At 72.9% G+C, this 24,167-nt stretch carries 23 protein-coding genes; 11 read left to right on the top strand and 12 right to left on the bottom strand.

Annotated elements, in window-relative coordinates:
• Positions 1-3: 3 nt before the first annotated feature.
• Entirely contained in the window at positions 4-801 is a 798-nt protein-coding gene (locus tag Q3W68_RS25160; RefSeq protein ID WP_302907800.1) for a tyrosine-protein phosphatase, read from the bottom strand.
• A 44-nt stretch (positions 802-845) separates the two neighbouring features.
• On the opposite strand from Q3W68_RS25160, the gene Q3W68_RS25155 reads away from it, so the two are divergent.
• Entirely contained in the window at positions 846-1,943 is a 1,098-nt protein-coding gene (locus Q3W68_RS25155; protein ID WP_302907799.1) for a mandelate racemase/muconate lactonizing enzyme family protein, read from the top strand.
• Positions 1,944-2,000: 57 nt separating this feature from the next.
• Positions 2,001-3,071 (top strand): C40 family peptidase, encoded by a 1,071-nt coding sequence (locus Q3W68_RS25150; protein WP_302907798.1) that lies wholly within the window; start codon positions 2,001-2,003, stop codon positions 3,069-3,071.
• 58 nt (positions 3,072-3,129) lie between these two features.
• Here Q3W68_RS25150 and Q3W68_RS25145 read toward each other — a convergent pair whose 3' ends face one another.
• A complete protein-coding gene (locus Q3W68_RS25145; RefSeq protein ID WP_302907797.1) occupies positions 3,130-4,128 on the bottom strand; it encodes a TerC family protein in 999 nt (332 codons plus the stop codon).
• 389 nt (positions 4,129-4,517) lie between these two features.
• On the opposite strand from Q3W68_RS25145, the gene Q3W68_RS25140 reads away from it, so the two are divergent.
• Positions 4,518-4,811, top strand: a complete 294-nt coding sequence (locus tag Q3W68_RS25140; RefSeq protein ID WP_013287496.1) for an antibiotic biosynthesis monooxygenase — start codon at positions 4,518-4,520, stop codon at positions 4,809-4,811.
• Positions 4,812-4,919: 108 nt separating this feature from the next.
• Here Q3W68_RS25140 and Q3W68_RS25135 read toward each other — a convergent pair whose 3' ends face one another.
• The 4 genes from Q3W68_RS25135 to uvrB all read right to left on the bottom strand — a co-directional run bounded on the left by Q3W68_RS25135 (position 4,920) and on the right by uvrB (position 9,258).
• Positions 4,920-5,819: a DUF5753 domain-containing protein gene (locus Q3W68_RS25135; RefSeq protein ID WP_302907796.1), complete on the bottom strand. Its 900-nt coding sequence runs from the start codon at positions 5,817-5,819 to the stop codon at positions 4,920-4,922.
• A gap of 84 nt (positions 5,820-5,903) precedes the next feature.
• Positions 5,904-6,272, bottom strand: coding sequence for a VOC family protein (locus Q3W68_RS25130; RefSeq protein WP_302907795.1), 369 nt, complete (start codon positions 6,270-6,272; stop codon positions 5,904-5,906).
• A 24-nt stretch (positions 6,273-6,296) separates the two neighbouring features.
• Entirely contained in the window at positions 6,297-7,127 is an 831-nt protein-coding gene (locus tag Q3W68_RS25125) for a helix-turn-helix domain-containing protein (protein WP_302907794.1), read from the bottom strand.
• A 25-nt stretch (positions 7,128-7,152) separates the two neighbouring features.
• Complete coding sequence (uvrB, locus tag Q3W68_RS25120) at positions 7,153-9,258, bottom strand: excinuclease ABC subunit UvrB (protein WP_302907793.1); 2,106 nt, start codon at positions 9,256-9,258, stop codon at positions 7,153-7,155.
• A 296-nt stretch (positions 9,259-9,554) separates the two neighbouring features.
• Between uvrB and Q3W68_RS25115 the strand changes: the two genes are divergently transcribed.
• Positions 9,555-11,186 carry a hypothetical protein gene (locus Q3W68_RS25115; RefSeq protein ID WP_302907792.1) on the top strand — a complete coding sequence of 544 codons (1,632 nt, stop codon included), beginning with the start codon at positions 9,555-9,557 and terminating at the stop codon, positions 11,184-11,186.
• An 18-nt stretch (positions 11,187-11,204) separates the two neighbouring features.
• Here Q3W68_RS25115 and coaE read toward each other — a convergent pair whose 3' ends face one another.
• A complete protein-coding gene (coaE, locus tag Q3W68_RS25110) occupies positions 11,205-12,383 on the bottom strand; it encodes a dephospho-CoA kinase (protein WP_302907939.1) in 1,179 nt (392 codons plus the stop codon).
• 161 nt (positions 12,384-12,544) lie between these two features.
• Entirely contained in the window at positions 12,545-14,074 is a 1,530-nt protein-coding gene (rpsA, locus tag Q3W68_RS25105; protein WP_051611429.1) for a 30S ribosomal protein S1, read from the bottom strand.
• A gap of 312 nt (positions 14,075-14,386) precedes the next feature.
• Here rpsA and Q3W68_RS25100 point away from each other — a divergent pair, with 312 nt between their 5' ends.
• The 7 genes from Q3W68_RS25100 (at position 14,387) to Q3W68_RS25070 (ending at position 18,574) form a co-directional block, all read left to right on the top strand.
• Positions 14,387-15,190, top strand: coding sequence for a class I SAM-dependent methyltransferase (locus tag Q3W68_RS25100; protein ID WP_302907791.1), 804 nt, complete (start codon positions 14,387-14,389; stop codon positions 15,188-15,190).
• Between the two features lie 107 nt (positions 15,191-15,297).
• Complete coding sequence (locus Q3W68_RS25095) at positions 15,298-15,849, top strand: Uma2 family endonuclease (RefSeq protein ID WP_302907790.1); 552 nt, start codon at positions 15,298-15,300, stop codon at positions 15,847-15,849.
• A 41-nt stretch (positions 15,850-15,890) separates the two neighbouring features.
• Complete coding sequence (locus Q3W68_RS25090) at positions 15,891-16,109, top strand: DUF2945 domain-containing protein (RefSeq protein ID WP_302907789.1); 219 nt, start codon at positions 15,891-15,893, stop codon at positions 16,107-16,109.
• Positions 16,096-16,443 carry a DUF3140 domain-containing protein gene (locus Q3W68_RS25085; protein WP_368045766.1) on the top strand — a complete coding sequence of 116 codons (348 nt, stop codon included), beginning with the start codon at positions 16,096-16,098 and terminating at the stop codon, positions 16,441-16,443. Before Q3W68_RS25090 ends, Q3W68_RS25085 begins: the two co-directional genes overlap by 14 nt.
• A gap of 41 nt (positions 16,444-16,484) precedes the next feature.
• Complete coding sequence (locus tag Q3W68_RS25080; RefSeq protein ID WP_302907788.1) at positions 16,485-17,351, top strand: CPBP family intramembrane glutamic endopeptidase; 867 nt, start codon at positions 16,485-16,487, stop codon at positions 17,349-17,351.
• Positions 17,352-17,397: 46 nt separating this feature from the next.
• Positions 17,398-18,147 carry an SDR family NAD(P)-dependent oxidoreductase gene (locus tag Q3W68_RS25075; protein WP_302907787.1) on the top strand — a complete coding sequence of 250 codons (750 nt, stop codon included), beginning with the start codon at positions 17,398-17,400 and terminating at the stop codon, positions 18,145-18,147.
• 7 nt (positions 18,148-18,154) lie between these two features.
• A complete protein-coding gene (locus Q3W68_RS25070; protein ID WP_302907786.1) occupies positions 18,155-18,574 on the top strand; it encodes a MerR family transcriptional regulator in 420 nt (139 codons plus the stop codon).
• A gap of 105 nt (positions 18,575-18,679) precedes the next feature.
• Here Q3W68_RS25070 and polA read toward each other — a convergent pair whose 3' ends face one another.
• The 4 genes from polA to Q3W68_RS25050 form a co-directional block, all read right to left on the bottom strand.
• Entirely contained in the window at positions 18,680-21,379 is a 2,700-nt protein-coding gene (polA, locus tag Q3W68_RS25065) for a DNA polymerase I (protein ID WP_302907784.1), read from the bottom strand.
• Positions 21,380-21,451: 72 nt separating this feature from the next.
• Entirely contained in the window at positions 21,452-22,255 is an 804-nt protein-coding gene (locus Q3W68_RS25060) for an amino acid ABC transporter ATP-binding protein (protein WP_302907783.1), read from the bottom strand.
• Positions 22,252-23,223 carry an amino acid ABC transporter permease gene (locus tag Q3W68_RS25055; protein WP_302907782.1) on the bottom strand — a complete coding sequence of 324 codons (972 nt, stop codon included), beginning with the start codon at positions 23,221-23,223 and terminating at the stop codon, positions 22,252-22,254. Before Q3W68_RS25055 ends, Q3W68_RS25060 begins: the two co-directional genes overlap by 4 nt.
• Before the next feature lie 2 nt (positions 23,224-23,225).
• A complete protein-coding gene (locus Q3W68_RS25050; protein ID WP_302907781.1) occupies positions 23,226-24,137 on the bottom strand; it encodes an ABC transporter substrate-binding protein in 912 nt (303 codons plus the stop codon).
• Positions 24,138-24,167: the final 30 nt, after the last annotated feature.

The following is a 24,167-nucleotide window of genomic DNA, read 5'->3' as shown; positions in this document are numbered from 1 at the left end:
CGGCTACTCCAGCAGCCGCTCGCGCAACGCGGCGCGGTCGACGTCGGTCACCCCCAGACCGTCCCGCAGGTACGCCTCGAACGACCCGTGCGCGCGGCGCACCTCGTCGTAGGCGGCGTCCAGGTATTCCGGGCGCACCTCCAGCAGCGGCCGGGCCACGGCCGGGTCGAGGTCCGGCCGGCGCTGGATCATCGCGGACAGCAGCACCTCGCGCAGGCTCTCGGTCAGCTCGTTGTGCACCAGGTAGTCGGCGCGGATCGCCTCCTCCTCGACCCCCAGCGCGGTCAGCAGCACCACCGACAGCCAGCCGGTGCGGTCCTTGCCGGCCGAGCAGTGGAACAGCAGCGGCAGGTTCGCGCCGTCGGCGGCGAGCCGCACCGCGGCGCCGAACCCGGCCCGCGCCGACTCCCCGGTGACGAACCAGCGGTAGATCGCCGTCATCGCCCCCGGCATGCCCTCACGGGCCAGCGCCGCGTACGCGTCCAGGTCGTGGCCCTGCAACACCGCCGAGACGTACGTGAACACCGGGTGCGCCGCGTCGTAGACCGGCAGGTGCACCGTTCGGGGCTCGCCCACCAGCCGGTCCGGCGGGGCCACCGCCTGCTCGTGGACGTCGCGCAGGTCCACCACGCACGCCGGGCCCAGCTTGCCCAGCACCGGCAGGTCCTCGTCGGTGAGCCGGCCCAGCGCGGGCGTGCGGATGAGCCGCCCGGCACGTACCCGCCGCCCGTCGGTCGTCGGCAGTCCACCCAGGTCGCGCGCGTTCGGCGCGCCGACCAGCTCCCAGTCCCGTCCGGCCATCGGCCCTCCCCTGCTCAGTGCCAGTTGGCTATAGGGTGCCCCACATGACGATCGCCGCGGTACGCACCCACCGGCTCTCGGCCCCCTTACACACCCCGTTCGTCACCGCGCTGCGCCGCACCACCACCGTGGACACGCTGGTCGTGGAGGTGATCGACGGCGACGGCCGGTCCGGTTTCGGGGAGGCGCCGCAGGTCTGGCAGGTGACCGGCGCGTCGGTGGCGGGCGCCGAGGCGTGCGTACGCGAACTGCTCGCGCCGTTGCTGATCGGCCGCGACGCCGACGACCTCCAGGCGGCCTGCGCGCTGGTGCGCCGCGCGGTGGTGGGCAACGAGTCGGCGAAGGCGGCTGTCGACGTGGCGCTGCACGACCTGGCCGCGCGGCGGCTCGGTGTACCCCTGGTGCGTCTGCTCGGCGGCACGGCGCTGCGCGTGCCGACCGACGTCACGCTGGCCGCCGGTGACGCGGTGGATCTGGCCGCGACCGCGGCGCGGCGCGGCGCCGAGGGGTTCACAGTGCTCAAGCTCAAGGTCGGCACCGACGCGCGCGGCGATCTGGACCGGGTCCGCGCGGTGCGGGCCGCGGTGGGGCCGGACGTGCGGATCCGGCTGGACGCCAACCAGGGCTGGACGCCCCGGGAGGCGGTCCGGGTGATCCGGGCGATCGAGGACGCGGGGCTCGACGTGGAGCTGGTCGAGCAGCCGGTGCACCGCCGCGACCTGGACGGGCTGGCCTGGGTCAGCGACCGGGTGGACCTGCCGATCCTGGCCGACGAGTCCGTCTTCGACGTGCGCGACCTGGTCGAGGTGATCCGGCGGCGGGCCGCCGACATGGTCAACGTGAAGCTGGCCAAGTGTGGCGGCCTGCAACCGGCCCGCACGCTGCTGGACCTGGCCGCCGCGCACGGCATGGGTACCATCGTCGGCTCGATGATGGAGGGCCCGGTCGGGGTCGGCGCCGCGGCCAGCCTGGTCGCCGCCTACGGCACCACGGCCGTGTCGGACCTCGACGCCGCCTGGTGGCTGGCCTGGTCGCCGGTCGCCGGGGGCATCCGGTACGAGGGCGCGAGCGTCCTGCTGCCTGACGCGCCGGGACTGGGAGTCGCCGGGCTGCGTGAAGCTAAAATTCAGACACATGCTTGAGCATCGTCAGATTTTTTCATATGGTCGGCCCGACGACCACCGCAGAGAGGGGTACGCGTGGCGCCTCAGCCCGGCCGCCGGGCCGTCGTACGGGTACCGGTGGCGACCCTCTGGACCGCGCCCGAGGCGGTGCGCCCGATCGACTGCCCCGCCCTCGCCGGCTCCCCCGACGTCGCCGCCTGGATCGCCGGCATGGACCGCGACCAGCTCGTCGGTGACTGCGTCCTGACGCAGCTCCTGCTCGGCGAACCGGTGCGCGTCACCGAGACCCGGCCGGACGGCTGGGTACGGGTGGTGGCGCTGGGCCAGCCCGCGGCGAAGCTCGGCGCAGACGGCTACCCGGGCTGGCTGCGGGCCGCCCACCTGGCCGATCCCGCGGACGCCGGCCCGTCCCCCACCCAGCCGACCGGCGTCGACCCCGCCGGCCCCGCTCCGGCCGGACCGGCACCTATCGGTCCCGGCCTTTCCGGCCCCGGTCAGGCCGGCCCGGGTCACGCCGGTCCCGGTCAAGCCGGTCCGAGTCAAGCCGGTTCCGGTCCGGCCGCCGACCGGCCGCTGACCGTCGACGTCGCGCACACCGCGTTACGCGCCGAGCCGGACGGCGACGCGGCGCTCACCGGCGTGGTCCTCGGCACCCGGCTCACCCCGGTCGGGCCGGCGGTGCACGGCAGGCGTCCGGTCCGCGTACCCGGGCGGGCCGACCCGCTCTGGGCCACGGAGGACGACCTGGTGCCGTTGCCCGCCGAGCGTCCCGAGGCCGAGAAGGTGCTCGCGGTCGCCGAGCGGCTGCGCGACCTGGTCTACGTCTGGGGCGGCATGTCCACCGACGGCATCGACTGCTCCGGGCTGGTGCACCTGGCCTGGCGGCGGTACGGGATCACGCTGCCCCGCGACGCCGACGACCAGGCGGCGGCGACCTCGCGGGTGCCGCTGGACGCGGAACGCCCCGGCGACCTCTACTTCTTCGCCCGGCCCGGCCGGCGCATCCACCACGTCGGGATCGTGTCGGCCGAGCCGCGCGGCGGCCGGCGCCGGATGCTGCACGCCTGCTACCTGACCCGCCGGGTGGTCGAGGAGGAGCTGCCCGCCGACCGGACCGCCACCCTCGTCGGCGCCCACCGCGTCTGACCCCTGACACGCCGCGGGGCGCCCCCGGGACGGGAGCGCCCCGACGGGTACGGGTGGGTCAGCGGCGGGCCTGGGCCAGTTCCCGGCGCCGGTCCCGCGACGACTTCGCCAGGCTGGCAGCCGTGGCCACGGCCAGGGTGCCGAGGATGACCGTGAGCGAGAGCCAGATCGGGATGTGCGGGGCCCACGCCACGTGCTCGCCGCCGTTGATGAACGGCAGGTTGTTCTCGGCCAGCGCCTCCAGCACCAGCTTCACGCCGATGAAGCCGAGCACCACGGCCAGCCCGTAGCTGAGGTAGATGAGCCGGTCCAGCAGGCCGCCGAGCAGGAAGTAGAGCTGCCGCAGCCCCATCAGCGCGAACACGTTGGCGGTGAAGACCAGGTACGGCTCCTGGGTGATGCCGAAGATCGCCGGGATCGAGTCCAGCGCGAAGATCAGGTCGGTGGTGCCGATCGCGATCATCACGATCAGCATCGGGGTGAACAGGCGCCGCCCGTGCTCGTGGGTGGTCATCCGCGCCCCGTCGTAGTCCCGGGACAGCGGGAGCGCCTTGCGGCTCCACCGGATCAGCAGGTTCTCGCTGAACTCGTCCTCGTCCGGCTCGCCCTGCCGGGCCAGGTTCACAGCGGTGTAGATGAGGAACGCGCCGAAGATGTAGAACACCCAGGAGAACTGCGAGATCAGCGCCGCGCCGGCCGCGATGAACCCACCACGCATGATCAGCGCCAGGATGATGCCGACGAGCAGCACCTTCTGCTGGTACTGCCGGGGCACCCCGAACCGGGCCATGATGATCACGAAAACGAAGAGGTTGTCCACCGAGAGGCTGTACTCGGTGAGCCAGCCCGTGTAGAACTCCCCTGCCACGCGGCCACCGGCGGTCAGCCAGAGCACCACGCCGAAGAGCAGCGCCAGGCCGACGTAGAAGCCCACCCACAGGCTGGACTCGCGGACGCTCGGCTCGTGCGGCCGCCGGCCGATGATGAACAGGTCGACGAGCAGGACCGCGATCATCGCGATCAGCGTTACCGCCCACACCAATGCGGACACGTTCAAATCCATCCTCCGGCAGACACGCTGCGTCGGGCACACCGTACGCCGGGTGCAGGTGCCGGGGTGCGTCGACGCTGACAGGGGTGACTGTCGGAGGTCTCTTCCGCCGGAACCCGGGTGCCGGGTTCCGACCGACGGAGCCGGGTCGGGCCACCGGGGGTGCCGGGGCTCTTCCGTGCTGACGACTCCGTCGCGGGGGAATACTCCCCTCCTCGGCCGCCATTGTTCACCATCACACCCAGGTGGCGCATCTCCGGGCCGCCCGTCGATCTCTCGACGTGCCGCGGCTCACGCCGGGCAGGGCGTCCTAGGAGGCTAGTCATGCGTCTGCGCGGGGAGCCGGGATGTCACCCGGGACGTACCGGGGCGGGCCGGCATGGCAGGCTGCCTGCATGGTTCTTGAGGTCGCGCTGATCGATGTCACGCCCGGACACGAGGACGAGTTCGCCGCCGCCTACGCGCAGGCGCGGCCGATCCTCGCCGGCGCCGAAGGCTGCCGCTCCGTGCGGATGACCCGGGGCGTGGAGTCGCCCACCCGGTTCGTGCTGCTCGTCGAGTGGGACTCGGTCGAGGCGCACGACGTGAACTTCCGCCAGACCGAGCGGTTCGCGCAGTGGCGCGGGCTGATCGGCCCGCACTTCGCCGGCCCGCCGCTGGTCGAGCACTTCATCGACGTTCCGGCCTGAACTGTCGTACCCCTGCCGTAGCCTGCGCGCTGCGCGGCCACCGGTCCCGACGGGCATCGGGGGCGCCGGGCCCGGTGGTCGCGCCTCAGCGACGGCGAGCCGTGCGGCTCACTCCAGCTCGTGCGGGTCGCGCGGCCGGGGCACCGGCGCCGCGCCGAGCCGCCGGGCCACCAGCTCGGCGGAGGCGTCCGCCGGCAGCGCCGCGGCCAGCAGCCGCTCGATCACCCGCTCGTAGTGGGTCACGTCCGCCTCGGCGACCAGCCGCAGGTCGGTGGTGAGCGTCTCCACCAGCACGGTGCGCGGGTCCTCCGGGTCGGGGTAGGAGTAGTACGAGAACGGCGCCAGCGGGTGCGGCCCGTCGCCGCTCGACGCCGCTGACCGCAGCACCCGGACGGTGACGCGGGGCCGTTCGGCGAGCGCGAGCAGATGCCGCATCTGGTCGCGCCACACGTCGGCGGGCAGGCCGTCCGGGTCGCAGACGCGCTCGTCCACCAGCGCTGTGTAGTGCGGCGGGTCCGGCCGGATCAGCAACTCCTGGCGTGCCACCCGGGCGCGCACGTCGGCCTCCACGTCCACCTCCCCGGCCAGCGCCACGCCGGCCGACACGCGCAGGCGGGCGTACGCCGGGGTCTGGAGCAGGCCGGGCACGAGCACGCCCTGGTACTCCACGATGCGTTCCGCGCCCGCCTCCAACTCGGCGTACGCCCGCTGGCGCTCCCCCATCTCGCCGAGCGCCTTCGACCAGCCCCGGCCGGTGGCGGCGTCGCGGGCGATGACGATCAGCTCGTCGCGCTGCGGCGACGGCACCTCGTAGACGTCGAGCAGGTCGAGCACGTCGGCCAGGTCGGGCCGGCTCTGCCCCAGCTCGATGCGGGACAGCTTCGAGGTGGACGCCCAGCCAAGCCGGGCGCAGACCTGCTCCAGTGTGAGCGACTCGCGACGGCGCAGCCGGCGCAGCTCCACACCGAGCCTCGCCCTCCGGACCACAGGACTTGCTGACAACGGCATGCGCGCCTCCCGGGAGGGAGCGTACGCATCACCGTCACGCTCGGCAATACCTCGCCCACACAGCGCAACCGTACGGCGACGCGCTCAGGGCCGGTAGGTGCCGAACGACCAGACCAGCCCGGCCAGGTCACGGGCGGCGTAGTCGCGGGAGCCGTAGTCGGTGTCGAACGGCGGCCGGACGATCTGCGCGCCGGCCGCCCGGGCGCGCTCGTGGTGCGCGTCGGCGTCGTCGACCGCCACATAGACGCGGTAGTCGTCGTCGGCGGGCCGGGATCGGGGCGCCGGCCCCGGCCCGAGCATCACCAGGTCGTCGCCGTACGCCAGCTCGGCGTGGCCGATCGTGCCGTCGGGCAGCTCGTGGGCCTCACGCACGGTGAACCCGAACGCGGAACAGAGGAAGTCGGCGGCGGCTCGCACGTCGGGATACCGCAGGACCGGATAGACGCTTCGCATGGCAGTCAGTCTGCCGCCGGGCGGTCAGGCCGGATTGGACGAATGCGATCCGGTCAGCGCGGCCGGGGTGGCGCCGGCGAACTCGCGGAACTCCCGGATCAGGTGGGACTGGTCGTAGTAGCCCCACCGGGCCGCCCGCTCCGCCCACCCGGCGTCGTCCGGCACGGCGGCGTCCGCGGTGAGCAGCGTCCGGCCCAGGCTCGCGTACGCCCGCTCGAAGCGCAGCAGGCGGGCGACGGTCTTCGGCGGCAGGCCGAACTCACGCCGGAACCGGACCGACAGGTGTCGGCGGGACCAGCCCAGTTCCCCGGCGAGCGTGGCCACGCCGACCGCTCCCCCGCTGCCGTCCAGGCGCCGCCAGGCCGCCAGCAGGTGCGGGTCCGGCGGCGCGGTCGACGCCAGCCGTGCCGCCAGGGCGGCGTCGAGCCGCGCGAAGCGCTCCGGCCAGCCCGGATCGCCCGCCAGCTCGTCGCGCAGCCGGGCCAGCCAGCCCGCCACCGCGTCGACCGGCACCACCCGGTTGGTCAGCTCGGCCAGCGGCAGCCCGAGCAGGCGGCGGGCCGCCGGAGCGGTCAGCAGCACCTGCACCCCGGTGCCGGTCCCGGCCGTACGGGTGGCGCACCAGCCGTCGAACGGGCCGGCCAGGAAGGCGTTCGCGGCGTACGCGCCCCGGCCGGGAGCACGCGGGTCGGTCACGTCGAGCGGGTCGCCCCAGCCGAGGATCAGCACCACGAACGCGCCCGCCACCTCCCGGCGGACCAGCGGGACGGGCGCGTCCTCGCGGTAACCGAGGTAGCGGTCCACCCACTGGCGCAGCCGCGGGTCGGGCCGCCCGATGACGGCCTCGGTCAGCATCGCGCCGCCTCGGCCGTCCCGCCGGTCACCGGACTCCTGCGGCGTCCATCCCGCGCAGTTCCTTCTTGAGGTCGGCGACCTCGTCGCGGATCCGCGCGGCCAGCTCGAACTGCAACTCGCGCGCGGCGGCGAGCATCTGGTCGTTGAGTTCCTGGATGAGGTTGGCCAGGTCGGCCCGGGCCATCCCCTCGCGGGACGGTGTCGCGGCGGCTCCCCGGCGGCTGCGCGTCTCCTTGACCGGCGCCTTGCCGCGGGACAGCTGCCGCACGGCCCCGCCGACGTTGCTGTTCTCGGTGTCCTCCGCCTCGCGGTAGATGTCGTCGAGGATGTCGTGGATCTTCTTGCGCAACGGCTCCGGCTTGATGCCGTTCGCCTCGTTGTGGGCGATCTGCTTGGCCCGGCGCCGGTTCGTCTCGTCGATCGCGTCCGCCATCGACGGCGTGATCTTGTCGGCGTACATGTGGACCTGGCCGGAGACGTTACGGGCCGCGCGACCGATGGTCTGGATCAGCGACCGGCCACTGCGCAGGAAGCCCTCCTTGTCCGCGTCGAGGATCGCCACCAGCGAGACCTCGGGCAGGTCGAGACCCTCCCGGAGCAGGTTGATGCCGACCAGCACGTCGTAGTCGCCCTTGCGCAGCTCGCGCAGCAGCTCGACGCGGCGCAGCGTGTCGACCTCGGAGTGCAGGTAGCGCACCCGGATGCCGTTCTCCAGCAGGTAGTCGGAGAGGTCCTCGGCCATCTTCTTGGTGAGCGTGGTGACGAGCACCCGCTCGTCCCGCTCGGTACGCAGCTTGATCTCGTGCATGAGGTCGTCGATCTGCCCCTTTGTCGGCTTGACCACCACCTCGGGATCGATCAGGCCGGTGGGCCGGATCACCTGCTCGACGAACTCGCCCTGCGCCTGCTCCAGCTCCCACGGGCCGGGGGTGGCGGAGAGGAAGACCATCTGGCCCACCCGCTCCAGGAACTCGTCGAAGCGCAGCGGCCGGTTGTCGGCCGCGCTGGGGAGCCGGAAGCCGTGGTCGATGAGCATCCGCTTGCGGGAGGCGTCGCCCTCGTACATGCCGCCGATCTGCGGGATCGTCACGTGCGACTCGTCGACCACCGTCAGGAAGTCGTCGGGGAAGTAGTCGAGCAGGCAGTGCGGCGGGCTGCCCGGCAGCCGGCCGTCGATGTGCATGGAGTAGTTCTCGATGCCGGAGCAGAAGCCCACCTGGCGCATCATCTCGATGTCGTAGGTGGTGCGCATGCGCAGCCGCTGGGCCTCCAGCAGCTTGCCCTGCCGCTCCAGCTCGGCCAGCCGCTCGCCCAGCTCGGCCTCGATGTCGCGGATCGCCCGTTCCATCCGCTCGGGACCGGCGGCGTAGTGCGTGGCCGGGAAGATCATCAGGCTGTCGACCTCGCGGACCACGTCACCGGTCAGCGGGTTGAGGTAGTAGAGCTTCTCGATCTCGTCACCGAACAGCTCGATCCGGACCGCCAGCTCCTCGTACGCCGGGATGATCTCCAGCGTGTCGCCGCGGACCCGGAACGTGCCGCGCTGGAAGGCCATGTCGTTGCGCGTGTACTGGATGTCGACCAGCCGGCGCAGCAACTGGTCGCGGTCCAGCTCCTGCCCGACCTTGACCCGCACGGCCCGGTCGAGGTATTCCTCCGGCGTGCCCAGGCCGTAGATCGCCGACACGGTGGCCACCACGATGACGTCCCGCCGGGTGAGCAGCGACATCGTGGCCGAGTGCCGCAGCCGCTCGACCTCCTCGTTGACCGAGGAGTCCTTCTCGATGTAGGTGTCGGTCTGCGGGATGTACGCCTCGGGCTGGTAGTAGTCGTAGTAGGAGACGAAGTATTCGACCGCGTTCTGCGGCAGCAGCTCGCCGAACTCCTTCGCGAGCTGGGCCGCGAGGGTCTTGTTGGGGGCGAGCACCAGGGTCGGCCGCTGGAGCCGCTCCACCAGCCACGCCGTGGTGGCGCTCTTGCCCGTGCCGGTCGCGCCGAGCAGCACGGTGTTGCGGTCGCCGCGCCGCACGCGACGCTCAAGCTCGTCGATGGCAGCCGGCTGGTCACCGGCCGGCTGGAACTCACTGACGACCTGGAAGCGGCCGTCGAGCCGGGGAATGTCGAGCGCCATGACACCAACGGTACGCCCGAGGTCCGACACTTCCGGCCACGACCACGGACCGTCCCTGATCGGCTTCGATATTCCCATTGTGTGGCTCATCTCACCGGTCTACCCTCGTACCGTAGGCCGCTCGCGGCGGCCGACCGGGCCGGTGATCGCCCCTCGCGGGCCGGTCGCCCCCGGCGCCAGGGCCGCAGCACCCGGGACGACCGGCGTGCGCGCCGACGGTGGTCGCGCGCAGCGCTGACCGGCCGCCGCGAGCGCCCCTGCTCGTCACCGAAACCCCGCTCTCGCGTTCTCCACTCGTGGGGACCTCTCCCGAGCGCCGGCCGCGACGCGAGCCCGACACCGGCACGCCCCCGCCCGCCGACGAGCCGGGCCGCCAGCGCGGCGCGAGTCGCCCGCACCGGCTCTCCGCGCGTGGCGACGGCGACCAGGCCGTCCCCCGGGAGCCGGGCCGGGGTCACCGTCGCGGCCGCACCACCACACCGACCCGGCCCGCCACGGTGGCCGGCCGGCGCCGCCGCGCCGACCCGCTCGCCGACCGCCGTCCCACGCTCACCACCCGGCCGGGCGGCGACCCGGAGCTGGACGGCGCCGACGACCCGCCGGACGGGCCGGACCGGCGCCGGATCGCGCTCGCCGCGCTCGTGGCCGCCGCCGCGATCTCCGCCGCGACGCTCGTCGCCGGCCTGCTGACCTGGTCACCCCACCGGGCCGACGAGACCGGGACGGCACGCCCGCTCACCGCCGCCGAGGCCGACCGGGTGGCCGCGCTGCGGGTCACCAACCTGCGTGACGTACGCGCCGGCGTCCGGGTCACCGTCGGGGCCGACGGCGCCCGCACCGAACTGGTCGGCTGGGTCGACTGGGCCCGCCCCCTGGTCTACCTGGACGTCGGCGGCCCGGGCGCGGGCGCCGACCGGGGCCTGGTCCAGGCCACCGCGTCCGCGCTGCTGGTGCGGCCCGACCCCGGCGCGCTCCCCACCCCGGCCCGGCCCCCGCTGGTGCCGCCGGCGGACCGGTGGCGGATGCGGGAGCCGGTCGGCGGGCACGGCCTGGACGCGGTACGCGACCTGCTGATCGGGCTCGGCGCCGACCGGGTCGACAGGCCGCCCACCGACGGCCGGTGGCTACGCGACGACCGGGTCGGCGGCGTCCCGGTGGACGTGCTCCAGGCGCCCCTCGGCCCGGCCGGTGACCCGCCGCCGACGCTGTGGGTGGACGCGGACGCCCGCCTGCACCGGCTCACCGGCCGGCTGGCCGACGGCACACCCGTCACCGTCGACCTGACCCGCGCCGACCGGCCCACCCTGCATCCGGTGGGCGCCCTCGGCGGCCGGCCCGGGCAGCCCCGGGCGCTCACCGACGACGAGGCCGCCCGGCTGGCCGCGCTGCCCGCCCGGCTCCGGGCGCTGGGCGGCGCGGCGGTGACGGTGGCCGCTCCGCTCGCCCCGTCGGCCAACCTGCTGGCCACCGGCACGGTGGACTGGACGAGCCCGTCGGCGTACCTCGCGGTGATCGAGGAGGGCAGCGGCCGGCGTACCCTCCGCTGTGCCCGGCCGGGACGGATGGCGCAGGTGCAGCGGTCCCCGGGCGGCCCCGCGACGCACCCGGCCCCGGTGCCGCGCGCGCTGCTCGCGGCCCCCGCCCGCCCGCCCGGCGACGACCTGGACCGGCTGCTCGACGCGGTGCTGCGGGCGGCTCAGCGGCCGCCGGCCGGTGACACCGTCCGGGTCCGGGAGGACCGGCTGGACGACCGGACGGTCGACGTGTTCGAGGTGCCGGGCGGCCGCCGCCTGTGGCTGGACCGCGCCGGCCTGCCGCGCCGGATGGAACTGCGGACCGGGCGGGGCGTGTGGATCCGGCTCGACCTCACGCCGGGGCGCGCGGCGGGCGGCGGCGGAGGCGTCGCGGACCCGTCCGGGGACCGCTGACGCGGCCGGGACGCTTGGTCAGGGCCGCCAGCCGGTCTGCGTGGCCCACTCCTCGGCGCGCAGGTGCTCCTCGTCGAACCAGGGATCGGCCACCGTGCCCCACCCGGCGTGCTCCGGCGCGGCCGCCGCCAGATCCCGCTTCACCTGCAGGTAGTCCGCCCGCCGCGCCGGGTCGGCGCGCAGGTGGTCGCGCATCAGCAGCGCGTACCGCCAGCCGGGCGAACCGGCCTCCCGCAGGTGCAGGCGCACCGGACGCCCCGGGTCCGCGCCGCCGTGCAGCCGCTTGGCCCAGCGCACCGGCTCCGGCTGCCGTGGCGCGTCCCACCACTCGCCCGGCAGGCGCGGGAAACCCGCCTCGGCCAGCCGCTGGGCGAGCGGCCCGTCCGCCTCGTCGAGCGAGGACACCGTCACCTGGATGTCGATCACGTCCGGGGCGGCCAGCCCCGGCACGGCGGTGGAGCCGACGTGGTCGACGCGGACGTCGCCGCCGGCGGCGTGGCGGATCCGGGCGGCCAGCCGGGCGTACTGCTCGGGCCAGGTCGGGTCCGGGCCCGCCGGCGCCGCCGGGTCCGGTGGGACGACGCGGCGCTCGCGGACGTTGCGCTCGTAGGGCAGCAGGCGGTCCCGCCAGAGGGCGTCCACCGCGGCGTGCAGCTCGGTGAGCGTGCCGTCGTTCGGGAGCAGCACGTCGGCGACCGCGCGGCGGGTGGCGTCGTCGGCCTGCGCGGCGATGCGCCGCTGCGCCTCCGCCGCAGCCATGCCCCGGTCCCGGGTCAGCCGGGCCATCCGGGTCGGCACGGCCGTCTGCACCACGACCACCAGGTGGTACGTCGGCGCGAGTCCCACCTCGACCAGCAGCGGTACGTCGTTCACGACGATCGCGTCGGCGGGGGCGGCGGCGACCAGTTCGGCGCTGCGCGCGCGTACCCGGGGATGGGTGATCCCTTCGAGCGTGCGGCGGGCGGCCTCGTCGCCGAAGACCAGCGCGCCGAGGGCTGCCCGGTCCAGCGCACCGTCGGCGTCGAGGACCTTGTCGGAGAAGGCGGCGACCACCTCGGCCAGCCCGTCGGTGCCGGGCGCGACGATCTCGCGGGCGATGCGGTCCGAGTCGACGATCACCGCGCCCAGCGTGGCGAGCCGGCTCGCCACCGCGCTCTTGCCCGATCCGATTCCGCCGGTCAGCCCCACCTTCAGCACCCGGACAGTCAACCGGATCGCTCGTCCGCATGCCAAACCGCCCCGGAATACGACGCGGGCCCCGCCCCCGGCGCTCCGCTGGTGCGGAACGCGGGGACGGGGCCCGTCGTCAGAGGCGGTAGCCGGTTCGTCCGGTGGGACGAACAGGCGTCAGCGTCCGGTCACTTGCCGCCGGCGAGCTTCTCCCGCAGCGCGGCGAGCGCCTCGTCGGTCGCGAGCGTGCCGGCCGGCTCCTCGGCCTGACGGCTCGGGGCCGAGGTCGAGGTGGTGGTGCCGCTGGTGGCCGGCGGAGCCGGGTTGGCAGCGGCCTCGGCGTCGGCGGCGCGGGAGGTCTGCACCTGCTTGGTGTGGGCCTCCCAGCGCTGACGCGCCTCGGCGTACTGCTGCTCCCAGGTCTCGCGCTGCTTGTCGTAGCCCTCGAGCCACTCGCCCGTCTCCGGGTCGAAGCCCTCCGGGTAGATGTAGTTGCCCTGCTCGTCGTAGGTCGCGGCCATGCCGTAGAGGGTCGGGTCGAAGTGCTCCTCGCCCTCGACGAAGCCCTCGTTGGCCTGCTTGAGCGACAGCGAGATCCGGCGGCGCTCCAGGTCGATGTCGATGACCTTGACCATGACCTCGGAGCCGACCTGCACGACCTGCTCCGGGATCTCCACGTGGCGCTCGGCCAGCTCGGAGATGTGGACCAGGCCCTCGATGCCGTCGTCCACCCGGACGAACGCGCCGAACGGCACCAGCTTGGTGACCTTACCCGGCACGATCTGCTGGATCGCGTGGGTGCGGGCGAACTGACGCCACGGGTCCTCCTGCGTCGCCTTCAGCGACAGCGAGACCCGCTCGCGGTCCAGGTCGACGTCCAGGACCTCGACCTCGACCTCCTGGCCCACCTCGACGACCTCGGACGGGTGGTCGATGTGCTTCCAGGACAGCTCGGAGACGTGCACGAGGCCGTCCACGCCGCCCAGGTCGACGAACGCGCCGAAGTTGACGATCGAGGAGACGACGCCCTTGCGGACCTGCCCCTTCTGGAGCTTGTTGAGGAACTCGGTGCGCACCTCGGACTGCGTCTGCTCCAGCCAGGCACGGCGGGACAGGACCACGTTGTTGCGGTTCTTGTCCAGCTCGATGATCTTGGCTTCGAGCTCGCGGCCGACGTACGGCTGCAGGTCGCGCACACGCCGCATCTCGACGAGCGACGCGGGCAGGAAGCCACGCAGGCCGATGTCGAGGATGAGACCACCCTTGACGACCTCGATGACCGAGCCGCGGACGACGCCGTCCTCGTCCTTGATCTTCTCGATCGTGCCCCAGGCCCGCTCGTACTGCGCCCGCTTCTTGGAGAGGATCAGCCGACCCTCCTTGTCCTCCTTCTGGAGGACGAGGGCCTCGATGTGGTCGCCCACCGAAACGACCTCGGCCGGGTCCACGTCGTGCTTGATCGACAGCTCCCGAGAGGGGATGACACCCTCGGTCTTGTAGCCGATGTCGAGCAGGACCTCGTCCCGATCGACCTTGACGACGGTGCCTTCGACAATGTCGCCGTCGTTGAAGTACTTGATGGTCTCGTCGATCGCGGCGAGGAAAGCTTCCTCAGAGCCGAGGTCGTCGTGGGTGACCTTGTTGGCGCTCGAGGTGGCCTCGATGCTGCTCGTCATGTGGGCGGTTGCTCCGGTCGGATGGGTTGTCACAGCGGGCATGGGTGTCGCGGTGACTCTTCCGCGCCAACGGATCCGTCGCCGGGCACACCGAACGATCGACGCGAGAAGATCATTAGTGGCTCCGGTGACCGCGCACCTGCTCCCTGCCGAGGCACACGATCCGCGAGCGCATCGTCTAGCCTACCCGCTGCATTACCACAGCGTGCAAGCCCTCCCGGGTCCGCGCGAACTCATCCGCTGCGAAAGCGGAGATTTTGCTCGGTAAGGTGCCACAGCTGTCTCGTCCGTCACATCCGTACCAGCCGCCACCCCACCGCGCCCGGCCCGGGCCGCCGGACCTAGCGTGAACCCGTGGACGACGACAGGGTGACCCGCCGACGGGTCGACGCCGGGGAGGTCCGCCGCGCCAACCGCGGCTGGTGGGACACCGACGCCGACGCGTACCAGGCCGAGCACGGCGCGTTCCTCGGCGACGCCGACTTCGTCTGGTGCCCGGAGGGACTGCGCGAGGCCGACGCCCGGCTGCTCGGCGACGTGGCCGGCCGGCGGATCCTCGAACTCGGCGCCGGCGCGGCCGCCGCCGCCCGCTGGCTCGCCGCCCAGGGCGCCCGGCCGGTCGCGCTGGACCTGTCCGCCGGCATGCTGCGGCACGCCGCCGAGGCCGCCGACCGCACCGGGGTACGCGTGCCGCTGGTGCAGGCCGACGCGCTCGCCCTGCCGTTCGCCGACGCCGCGTTCGACACGGTGTGCACCGCGTTCGGCGCGATCCCGTTCGTGGACGACTCGGCGGCGGCGATGCGCGAGGTGGCCCGGGTGCTGCGCCCCGGCGGCCGGTGGGTCTTCTCCGTCACCCACCCGATGCGCTGGATCTTCCTGGACGACCCGGGCGAGGGCGGGCTGACCGCCGTGCACTCGTACTTCGACCGCTCCCCCTACGTCGAGCAGGACGAGCACGGCGTGGCCACGTACGTCGAGCAGCACCGCACCCTTGGCGACCGGATCCGGGAGCTGGTCGGCGCCGGTTTCCGCCTGCTGGACCTGGTGGAGCCGGAGTGGCCGGCCGGGCACGAGGGGATCTGGGGCCAGTGGAGCCCGCTGCGCGGCCGGCTGTTCCCCGGCACCGCCATCTTCGTCGCGGAGAAGCCGACGGACTGAGCGCGTCGCACGTCCGGTGCGACACGGGCTCCGGCACCCGGCGGTACGCTCGCCGCATGAGCGCCGAGCCCATCCCGACATCACCTGGCCCCTGGTGTCCGGACCCGATGCGGCAGCAGCGTGCGGACTACACGCTGGAGGATCTGCTCACCCTGCCGGACGACGCCCCCCGCGTCGAACTCGTCGACGGAGTCTTCCAGGTTACACCCTCCCCCACCCTGGGCCATCAGGACATATCCCTCCTGCTCAGCCTCTGGCTGCGGTCGCACGCTCCGGCCGGGCTGCGGGTCGCCCAGGCCATCGGGGTCGGACTCAGCCCCAACACCAGCCGGCAACCGGACGTCCTGCTCCACCACGCCGGGCTGCCGAGCGACCGGTCCCTCCTGCGACCGGTGGACGTCGTCCTGGCCGTCGAGATCGTCTCCCCCGGCACCCGGCGGGTCGACCGGTTCGCCAAGCCGGGCGAGTACGCCGCCGCAGGGATTCCCTTCTACTGGCGGATCGAGCAGGATCCGGTGCACCTCTACGCGTACCGCCTCGGTGACCGGATCGGCCCGGGCGGCGAGCGGCAGTACGAACTGGTGGACGACAGCAGCGAGGTGATCGAGCTGTCCGAGCCCTTCGCGATCAAGCTGCCGATCGCTGAGATCCGGCCCTGACGACGCCGTTACTCGGTATCGACCGCGGGTAACCGGCCGGCATGGCCGAGAAGGAGTTCCGCGCCGGCGACCACGTCTCCTGGGCCAGCCACAGCGGCCGGGCGCACGGGGTCGTCAAGGAGAAGCTGACCGAGCGCACCCACGTACGCGGGCACACAGTTGACGCCTCACCGGATCAGCCGCAGTACCGGATCACCAACGACGACTCGGGCCGCGACGTCGCCCACCGTCCGGAGGTGCTTCGCCATGAGTCGCGCTGAGGACCCGCAGCAGACGTACCGGGAGTTCACCGATGCGGTGAACATGAAGCCGGGCGAGCTGTCCCGCTGGCTGGAGAGCGACGAGTCCAAACACGTCGGCTGGCACAAGAAGGGCACCCAGGGCGGCGAGTCGGTCGGCCACGACTCCGGCCGGCGCATCGTCGACCTGCTGCGACGCAAGCGCGCCGACCTCACCGCCGCCGACTACAAGCACATGCGCAAGGTCATCGGGTACGTGCACCGTCACCTGGCGCAGCGGCCCGCGGGTGACGTCCGGGACACCAGGTGGCGGTGGTCGCTGATGAACTGGGGCCACGACCCGCTCAAGGGCTGAGCCGGCCGGGTCGTTCGCCGGGCGTTGGTACCGTGCCGGCGATGACGACAGACGTCTCGATCGCCGGCCGTCGTCCCCGCGCCGGGCTGGTGGTCCTCGTGGCGGGCCTCGGCCTGATCGCCGTCGCGGCGGTCTTCCTGGTGGCGACCGGCAACACCGGCGTCAGGTACAGCGCCGACCACGACGGCACCGTGCCGATGTGGACCCGGTGGATCCCGGCGCTGGCCGGGATCGCGCTGATCCGGCTGATCCCACCCGCATCCGACCCGAGGTGGCCGGACCCGGTCGCGCCGTACCGCGAGGCGGTGCCGCTGCTGCTCGCCGGGATCGCGTTCGCCGCCGTCATGCCGCTGCTGGGCGGCGAACCCGCGTACACGGTGCTGAAGCTCGCGCTGCTGCTCGGCGTACCGGCGCTGGTGTTCCTGGCCGCCCGTCGGCGGCCGCAACGGTGGCGGCCAGCCGCGGCGCCGGCGGACGCCGCCCACCGGTGGGGTCCGGCGCTGCCGGTGGCGGTGTGGCTGGTGCTCAGCTACGCGACGCCGCTGGCCGTGCCGGCGAGCGACTGGGGGCGGAGCGTCACGCCGGTCGAGCTGGCCGTCACGCTGCTGGTGGCCTTCGCGGTGAACGCGCTGCTGGAGGAGGTGTTCTACCGGCGGTGGCTGCAGACCCGGTGGGAGTCGCTGCTGGGACGCTGGCCGGCGATCGCGCTCGCGTCGCTGGTGTGGGCGGCCTGGCACGTGGCCATCCAGGGCACCGGACGGCCCGCCGTCGACCTGGCGTCGGTGATCGTGAACCAGGGAGTGCTCGGGATGTTCCTCGGCTACCTGTGGTCCCGGTACCGCCGGATGTGGCCGCTGCTCGTGGCGCACGGCGCGGTCAACGCGATGCCGGTCATGCTCGGGCTCTGACATCCGATTGACCCTGCCGCAGGCGGCAGGGTCGGACGATGCCGGCATGGAACGCCGCACGCCACGCGTCGCCGTGGTCACCGGTGCGGGCACCGGGATCGGCCGGGCCACCGCACGCTCCCTCGCCACCTCCGGGTACGCCGTGGTCGCCGTCGGCCGGCGCGCCGCGCCGCTGACGGAGACCGCCGCCGGACGGCCGGGTATCGCCGCGCTGACCGCCGACGTCACCGCGCCCGACGGGCCGGACCGGATCGTCAGCGCCGCGCTCGACCGGTACGGCCGCCTCGACGTCCTGGTCAACAACGCCGGGGTGGCGGGCGGCGGACCGCTGGCGGCGCTGGACGAGGACGCCGCCCGGCGGCAGCTGGAGACGAACCTGCTCGCGCCGATCCGGCTGGCCCACGCCGCCGTCGAGTCGCTCGCCGCGACGCGGGGCGTGATCGTCAACGTCACCACGTCGGTCGGCCTGCGCGCCTGGCCGGGCAGTTCGGTGTACGCGGCGGGCAAGGCCGCGCTGGACTCGCTGACCCGCAGCTGGGCGGTGGAACTGGCGCCGCGCGGCGTCCGGGTGGTGGCGGTGGCGCCCGGCGCGATCGACACCCCGATCGGCGAGCACAGCGGCCTGTCGCCGCAACAACGCGCGGCGGTGCGGGAGTGGCAACTCGCGCACACACCGGCGGGGCGGATCGGCCGGCCGGAGGACGTAGCCTGGGCGATCCGGCGGCTGTGCGAGCCGGAGGCGGACTTCGTCACCGGTGTGGTGCTGCCGGTGGACGGGGGCGCGGTGGTCGCGTGAGAGGACGGTGGCGGCGGTGCAGATCGGCGCGGTGGCGAAGGCGACGGGCTGCACGCCGCGTGCCCTGCGGCACTACGAGGAACACGGGCTCATCGCCTCGGCCCGGGCGGCGAACGGCTACCGCGAGTACGACGAGGCGGTGGTCACCCGGGTCCGCAACATCCGTCACCTGCTCGACGCCGGGCTGACACTGGACGACGTGCGGGTCTTCCTGCCCTGCCTGGACGGGGACGTGGCGTCGGCGCCGCCGTCGGCGGCCGGGCTGCGGGTCGGGCGGGAGCGGCTGGCCGTGCTGGACGCCCGGATCGCGGCTCAGGTGGCCGTCCGGGACCGCCTGGCCGCCACCCTCCAGGCCGCTTCCCCGCCCGCCACACCCCCGCCCCCGTTGCCTGCACCCCCGTCTGCTTGCCCCCATCTCCCTGCTTAGTGAGATCAAGGAGTTTGTGTCACGCCGGAGCCCCTTCGGGGACACAAACTCCTTGATCACCGCCAGGGCGGGCGGTGGCCGGGGCGGGTGGGGCGGTGGTGGGGGTCAGTGGTCGGCGCTGTTCCAGTCGCGGCCCTCGCCCACCGAGACCTCCAGCGGCACCGACAGCGGGTACGCCTCGCCCATCTGCTTGCGCACCAGCGCCTCCAGCGTCTCCCGCTCGCCCGGCGCGACCTCGAAGACCAGCTCGTCGTGCACCTGCAACAGCATCCGGGAGCGCAGCCCGGAGTCGCGCAGCGCGCTGTCGACGTGCAGCATCGCGACCTTGATGATGTCGGCCGCCGAACCCTGGATCGGGGCGTTGAGCGCCATCCGCTCGGCCATCTCGCGGCGCTGCCGGTTGTCGCTGACCAGGTCGGGCAGGTAACGGCGGCGACCCAGGATGGTGGAGGTGTAGCCGTCCTGGCGGGCCCGGGCCACCACCTCCTGGAGGTAGTCGCGGACCCCGCCGAACCCGGCGAAGTAGTTCTCCATCAGCCCGCGCGCCTCCTCGGCGCTGATGCCGAGCTGCTGGGACAGGCCGAACGCGCTGAGCCCGTACGCCAGGCCGTAGTTCATCGCCTTGATCTTGCGGCGCTGGTCGGCGGTGACGTCACCGACCTCGACTGTGAAGACCGACGACGCGGTGGCGGCGTGGAAGTCGTGCCCGGAGTTGAACGCCTCGATCAGCGCGTCGTCCGAGGACAGGTGCGCCATGATCCGCATCTCGATCTGGCTGTAGTCGGCGGTGAGCAGGCACTCGTAGCCCTCGCCGACGACGAACGCGCGCCGGATCCGCCGCCCCTCCTCGGTGCGGATCGGGATGTTCTGCAGGTTCGGCTCGGTCGAGGACAGCCGCCCGGTCGCCGCCACGGTCTGGTTGAACGTGGTGTGGATCCGGCCGTCGTCGGAGACCGACTTGAGCAGACCGTCGACAGTCGACTTGAGCTTCGCCACGTCCCGATGGCGCAGCAGGTGGTGCAGCAGCGGGTGCTCGGTCTGGGCGTAGAGCCACTGGAGCGCGTCGGCGTCGGTGGTGTAGCCGGTCTTGATCCGCTTGGTCTTGGGCAGGCCCAGCTCGGTGAAGAGGATCTCCTGCAGCTGCTTCGGCGAGCCGAGGTTGAACTCCCGGCCGACCACCTCGTACGCGCTCTGGGCGGCGGCCTTCACCTCGGCGGCGAAGTGCGCCTCCAGCTCGGAGAGGTAGTCGGTGTCGGCGGCGATGCCGGTGCGCTCCATGGTGGCGAGCACCCGCATCAGCGGCAGCTCCACGCCGGCCATCAGCCGGGCCGACTGCTCGCCGTCGCGGGACAGCTCGGCGTCGATCGCGTCGGCCAGGTCGAGCGTGGCGCGGGCCTGGAGCATGAGGTTCTGCTCGGCCACGCCCTCGTCGCCGAGCCCGTCGAGCGTGAGCTGACCGGTCTCCGGCGCGTCGACGCGCAGCTCCCGGTGCAGGTAGCGCAGCGCCAGGTCGGTCAGGTCGTAGGAGCGCTGGTCGGGGCGGGCCAGGTAGGCGGCGATCTGCGTGTCGCGGGCGATGCCCTGCAGCTCCCAGCCGTGCGCGGCGAACGCCAGCACCGCCGGCTTGCTGTCGTGCAGCACCTTCGGGCGCTCGGCGTCGGCGAGCCACCCGGCCAGCGCGCTCTCGTCGTCGGCGCCCAGGGCGCTCGGGTCGAACCAGGCGCCCGCGCCGGCGGCGGTGGCCAGCGCCATCGCGGTCACGGTGGCGGTGTGCCGGCGGTTGGGGCCGGTGTCGAGCGTGACCGCCAGGCCCACCGGGGCACCCGCCGGGGCGTGCGTGTCGAGCCAGCCCGCGAGCGCGCCCGGCTCGGTGAGCACCTCGCCGGCCAGGTCGAAGCCCGCCTCGGCCTCCGGCTCGACGGCTTCCAGGTATTGGTAGAGCCGGTCACGAAGGATGCGGAACTGGAGCGTGTCGAAGACCTGGTGCACCGCTTCGCGGTCCCACCCCTGCCAGCGGGCGTCCTCGGGGCGGACCGGCAGTTCCAGGTCGGAGACCAGGCAGTTGATCTCGTAGTTGCGGATCACGTCGGCCAGCCGCTCGCGCAGGCTGTCGCCGGCCTTGCCCTTGATCTCGTCGGCGCGCGCCACCACGCCCTCGACGCCGCCGTACAGGTTGATCCACTTGGCTGCGGTCTTCGGGCCGACGCCGGGCACGCCGGGCAGGTTGTCGCTGGTCTCGCCGACCAGCGCGGCCAGGTCGCGGTAGCGGTCCGGGGTGACGCCGTACTTCGCCTCGACCGCGGCCGGGTCCATCCGGGCCAGGTCGGAGACGCCCTTACGCGGGTAGAGGACCGTGACCCGCTCGCCGACGAGCTGGAACGCATCCCGGTCGCCGGTGGTGATCAGCACGTCCATGCCCTGGTCGCGGGCCTGGCAGGCGAGCGTGGCGATGACGTCGTCGGCCTCGTAGCCCTCCTTCTCGACCACCGGCACACGCAGCGCGGCGAGGACCTCCTTGACCAGGCTGACCTGGCCCTTGAAGTCGGTGGGGGTCTCGCTGCGGCCGGCCTTGTACTCGGCGTACTTGTCGGTGCGGAAGGAGCGGCGGGAGACGTCGAACGCCACGACGATGTGCGTCGGCTGCTCGTCGCGCAGCACGTTGATCAGCATCGAGGTGAAGCCGTACACGGCGTTCGTCGGCTGCCCCGTGGTGGTGGAGAAGTTCTCCACAGGCAGGGCGAAGAAAGCCCGGTATGCCAGGGAATGTCCGTCGACGAGGAGCAGGCGCGGCGTCGTAGCTGTCACGGCTGCGACTCTAGTCCGTACGCCCGACAACTCCGGCCTCCGGTGCGGCGCGCGCCGCACCGGAGGCCGAGGTCAGAGAACCTTGGCCAGGAACGCCTTGGTCCGCTCGTGCTTCGGCGCCGAGATCACCTCGCGCGGGTCGCCCTGCTCGACCACCACGCCGCCGTCCATGAACACGAGATGGTCGCCCACCTCGCGGGCGAAGCCGATCTCGTGGGTCACCACGATCATCGTCATGCCGTCGCGGGCCAGGTCCTTCATCGTGTCCAGCACCTCGCCCACCAGCTCCGGGTCGAGCGCGCTGGTCGGCTCGTCGAACAGCATCAGCTTCGGCCGCATGGCCAGCGCCCGGGCGATCGCCACCCGCTGCTGCTGGCCGCCGGAGAGCTGACCGGGGTACGCACCGAGCTTGTCGCCCAGACCCACCCGGTCCAGCAGTTGCGCGGCGTGCTCGCGGGCCTGCGCCTTCTTGGCCTGGCGCAGCAGCACCGGCGCCTCCATGACGTTCTGCAGCACCGTCATGTGCGGGAACAGGTTGAACCGCTGGAACACCATGCCGATGGCGCGGCGCTGGGCGGCCACGTCCCTGTCGCGCATCTCGTACAGCTTGCCGCCGCGCTCCCGGTAACCGATCAGGTCGCCGTCCACCCGGATCCGGCCGGCGTCGATCTTCTCCAGGTGGTTGATGCAGCGCAGGAACGTCGACTTGCCGGAGCCGGAGGGCCCGAGCAGGCAGCACACCTCGCCGGAGCGGACCTCCAGGTCGATGCCCTTGAGCACCTCCAGCGGCCCGAACGACTTGTGCACCTGCTCGGCCCGCACCATCAGCCCGGACTCGGCGGCCGGCGTCTGCGGGGAAGCGGTCATGTCCGTCATTGCGCCGTCCCACTCGTGGTGCTGCCGCTCTCGGCGGCGAGCCCTCGTAGCCGCTGCCGAGCCCGTCCGCTGCGTCCGAACCCCTTGGAGTAGTGCCGCTCCAGGTAGTACTGCCCCACCAGCAGGACGCTGGTCAGGAGCAGGTACCACAGCGTCGCGGCGACGTACATCGGGAAGGGCTGGAAGGTCCGCGAACCGACGGCCTTGAGCTGGAAGAACAGCTCCATCGACACCGGCACGAAGGCCACCAGCGAGGTGTCCTTGAGCATCGCGATGGTCTCGTTGCCGGTCGGCGGGATGATCACCCGCATCGCCTGCGGCAGCACGATCCGCCGCAGGATCTGCGCCCGGCTCATGCCCAGCGCCTGAGCCGCCTCGGTCTGCCCCTCGTCCACCGACTGGATGCCGGCCCGGACGATCTCCGCCATGTACGCGGCCTCGGACAGGCCCAGCGCCAGCATGCCGGCGACGAAGCCGGTCAGGATGTCGACCGCGCTGAAGCCGAACAGCCGGGCCTCGAAGTCGTGCAGTCCGAACAGGGCGCCGATCTGCCGGTCGAAGGGCAGACCGAACTCCAGCCGCGACCAGAGGATGCCGAGGTTGCCGAAGAGGATCGCCAGCACCAGCCGCGGCACCGCCCGGAAGAACCAGGTGTACACCCAGGCCACGCCCCGCAGCACCGGGTTCGGCGACAGCCGCATGATCGCGATGACGATGCCCAGGCCGATGCCGATCACCATCGACGTGATCAGCAGCAGGATGGTGCCGCGAAGTCCCTCGATGATCGGCGGACGGAACATCTCGTCCACCATGAACGACCACTGGAACGCCGAGTTCGTGACCAGCATGTGCACGAACATCGCGACCAGCACGGCGATGACCGCCACGCCGACCCAGCGCCCCGGGTGCCGCACGGGCACGGCCTTGATCGGTTCAGGCCGTGCCCGTTCGGATGTGTCGGCCGACATGGTCAGACCGACGGGTTCAGTTCAGCGTTGGTGATGGCGCCGCCCTCGACACCCCACTTGCTGAGCGCCGCCTTGTAGCTGCCGTCGGCGATGACCGCCTGCACGGCCTCCTTGAGCACCTCGGCGAACGCCTGCTGGTCCTTGTTCACCGCATAGCCGTACGGCGCCGACTCGTAGATGTCGCCGAGCACCTCCAGCTGGCCGTTGCTCTGCTTCACCGCGTACGCCCCGACCGGGGAGTCGGCCAGCATGGCGTCGTTCTTTCCGCTGCCCACGGCGGCGGTGGCGTCGCTCTGCGCCTGGTACTGGTCGATCTTGATGGCCGGCTTGCCGGCGTCGGTGCACTTCTTCGACCGGGCGGTGATGTCGTCGAGCTGGACCGTGCCGACCTGCACGGCGATCTTCTTGCCGCAGGCGTTCTCCGGGTCGACCCCGGCCGGGTTGCCCTTCTTGGTCGCCCACTGGGTGCCGGCCGAGTAGTAGCTCACCATGTTGACCGTCTTGAGCCGGTCGGGGTTGATGGTGAACGACGAGACGCCGACCTCGTACTTGCCCGAACCCACACCGGGCAGGATCGCGTCGAACGGCGCCGACTCGTACTCGGCCTTGAGGCCGAGCTTCTGCGCCACCGCGTTGAACAGCTCCACGTCGAAGCCGACAACGGTCTTGCCGTCCTGGTCGAGGAACTCGGCCGGGGCGTACGTCGAGTCGGTGCCGACCTTGATCACGCCGTCGGCCTTGATGGCGTCCGGCACCTTCGCAGCGAGGTTGGAGTCGGCCGTGGCGGACACCGACGGGCCGGAGCCCGGCTCGGCCGAGTTCTCCTTCTCGCCGCACGCGGCGAGGGAGAGCAGCAGGACGGCCGCACCGGCGACGCCGAGCGCCGCCCGCCGTCCGGGGTTGGGGTGGAACATGGCTGTACTCCTTATTGCGAGGGGTCGGCC

Source organism: Micromonospora sp. C28ISP2-4, assembly GCF_030519385.1.
Lineage (GTDB): Bacteria > Actinomycetota > Actinomycetes > Mycobacteriales > Micromonosporaceae > Micromonospora > Micromonospora tulbaghiae.
Note: the sequence above shows the minus strand (reverse complement) of the source record. Positions and strands in the feature narration are given on the sequence as shown.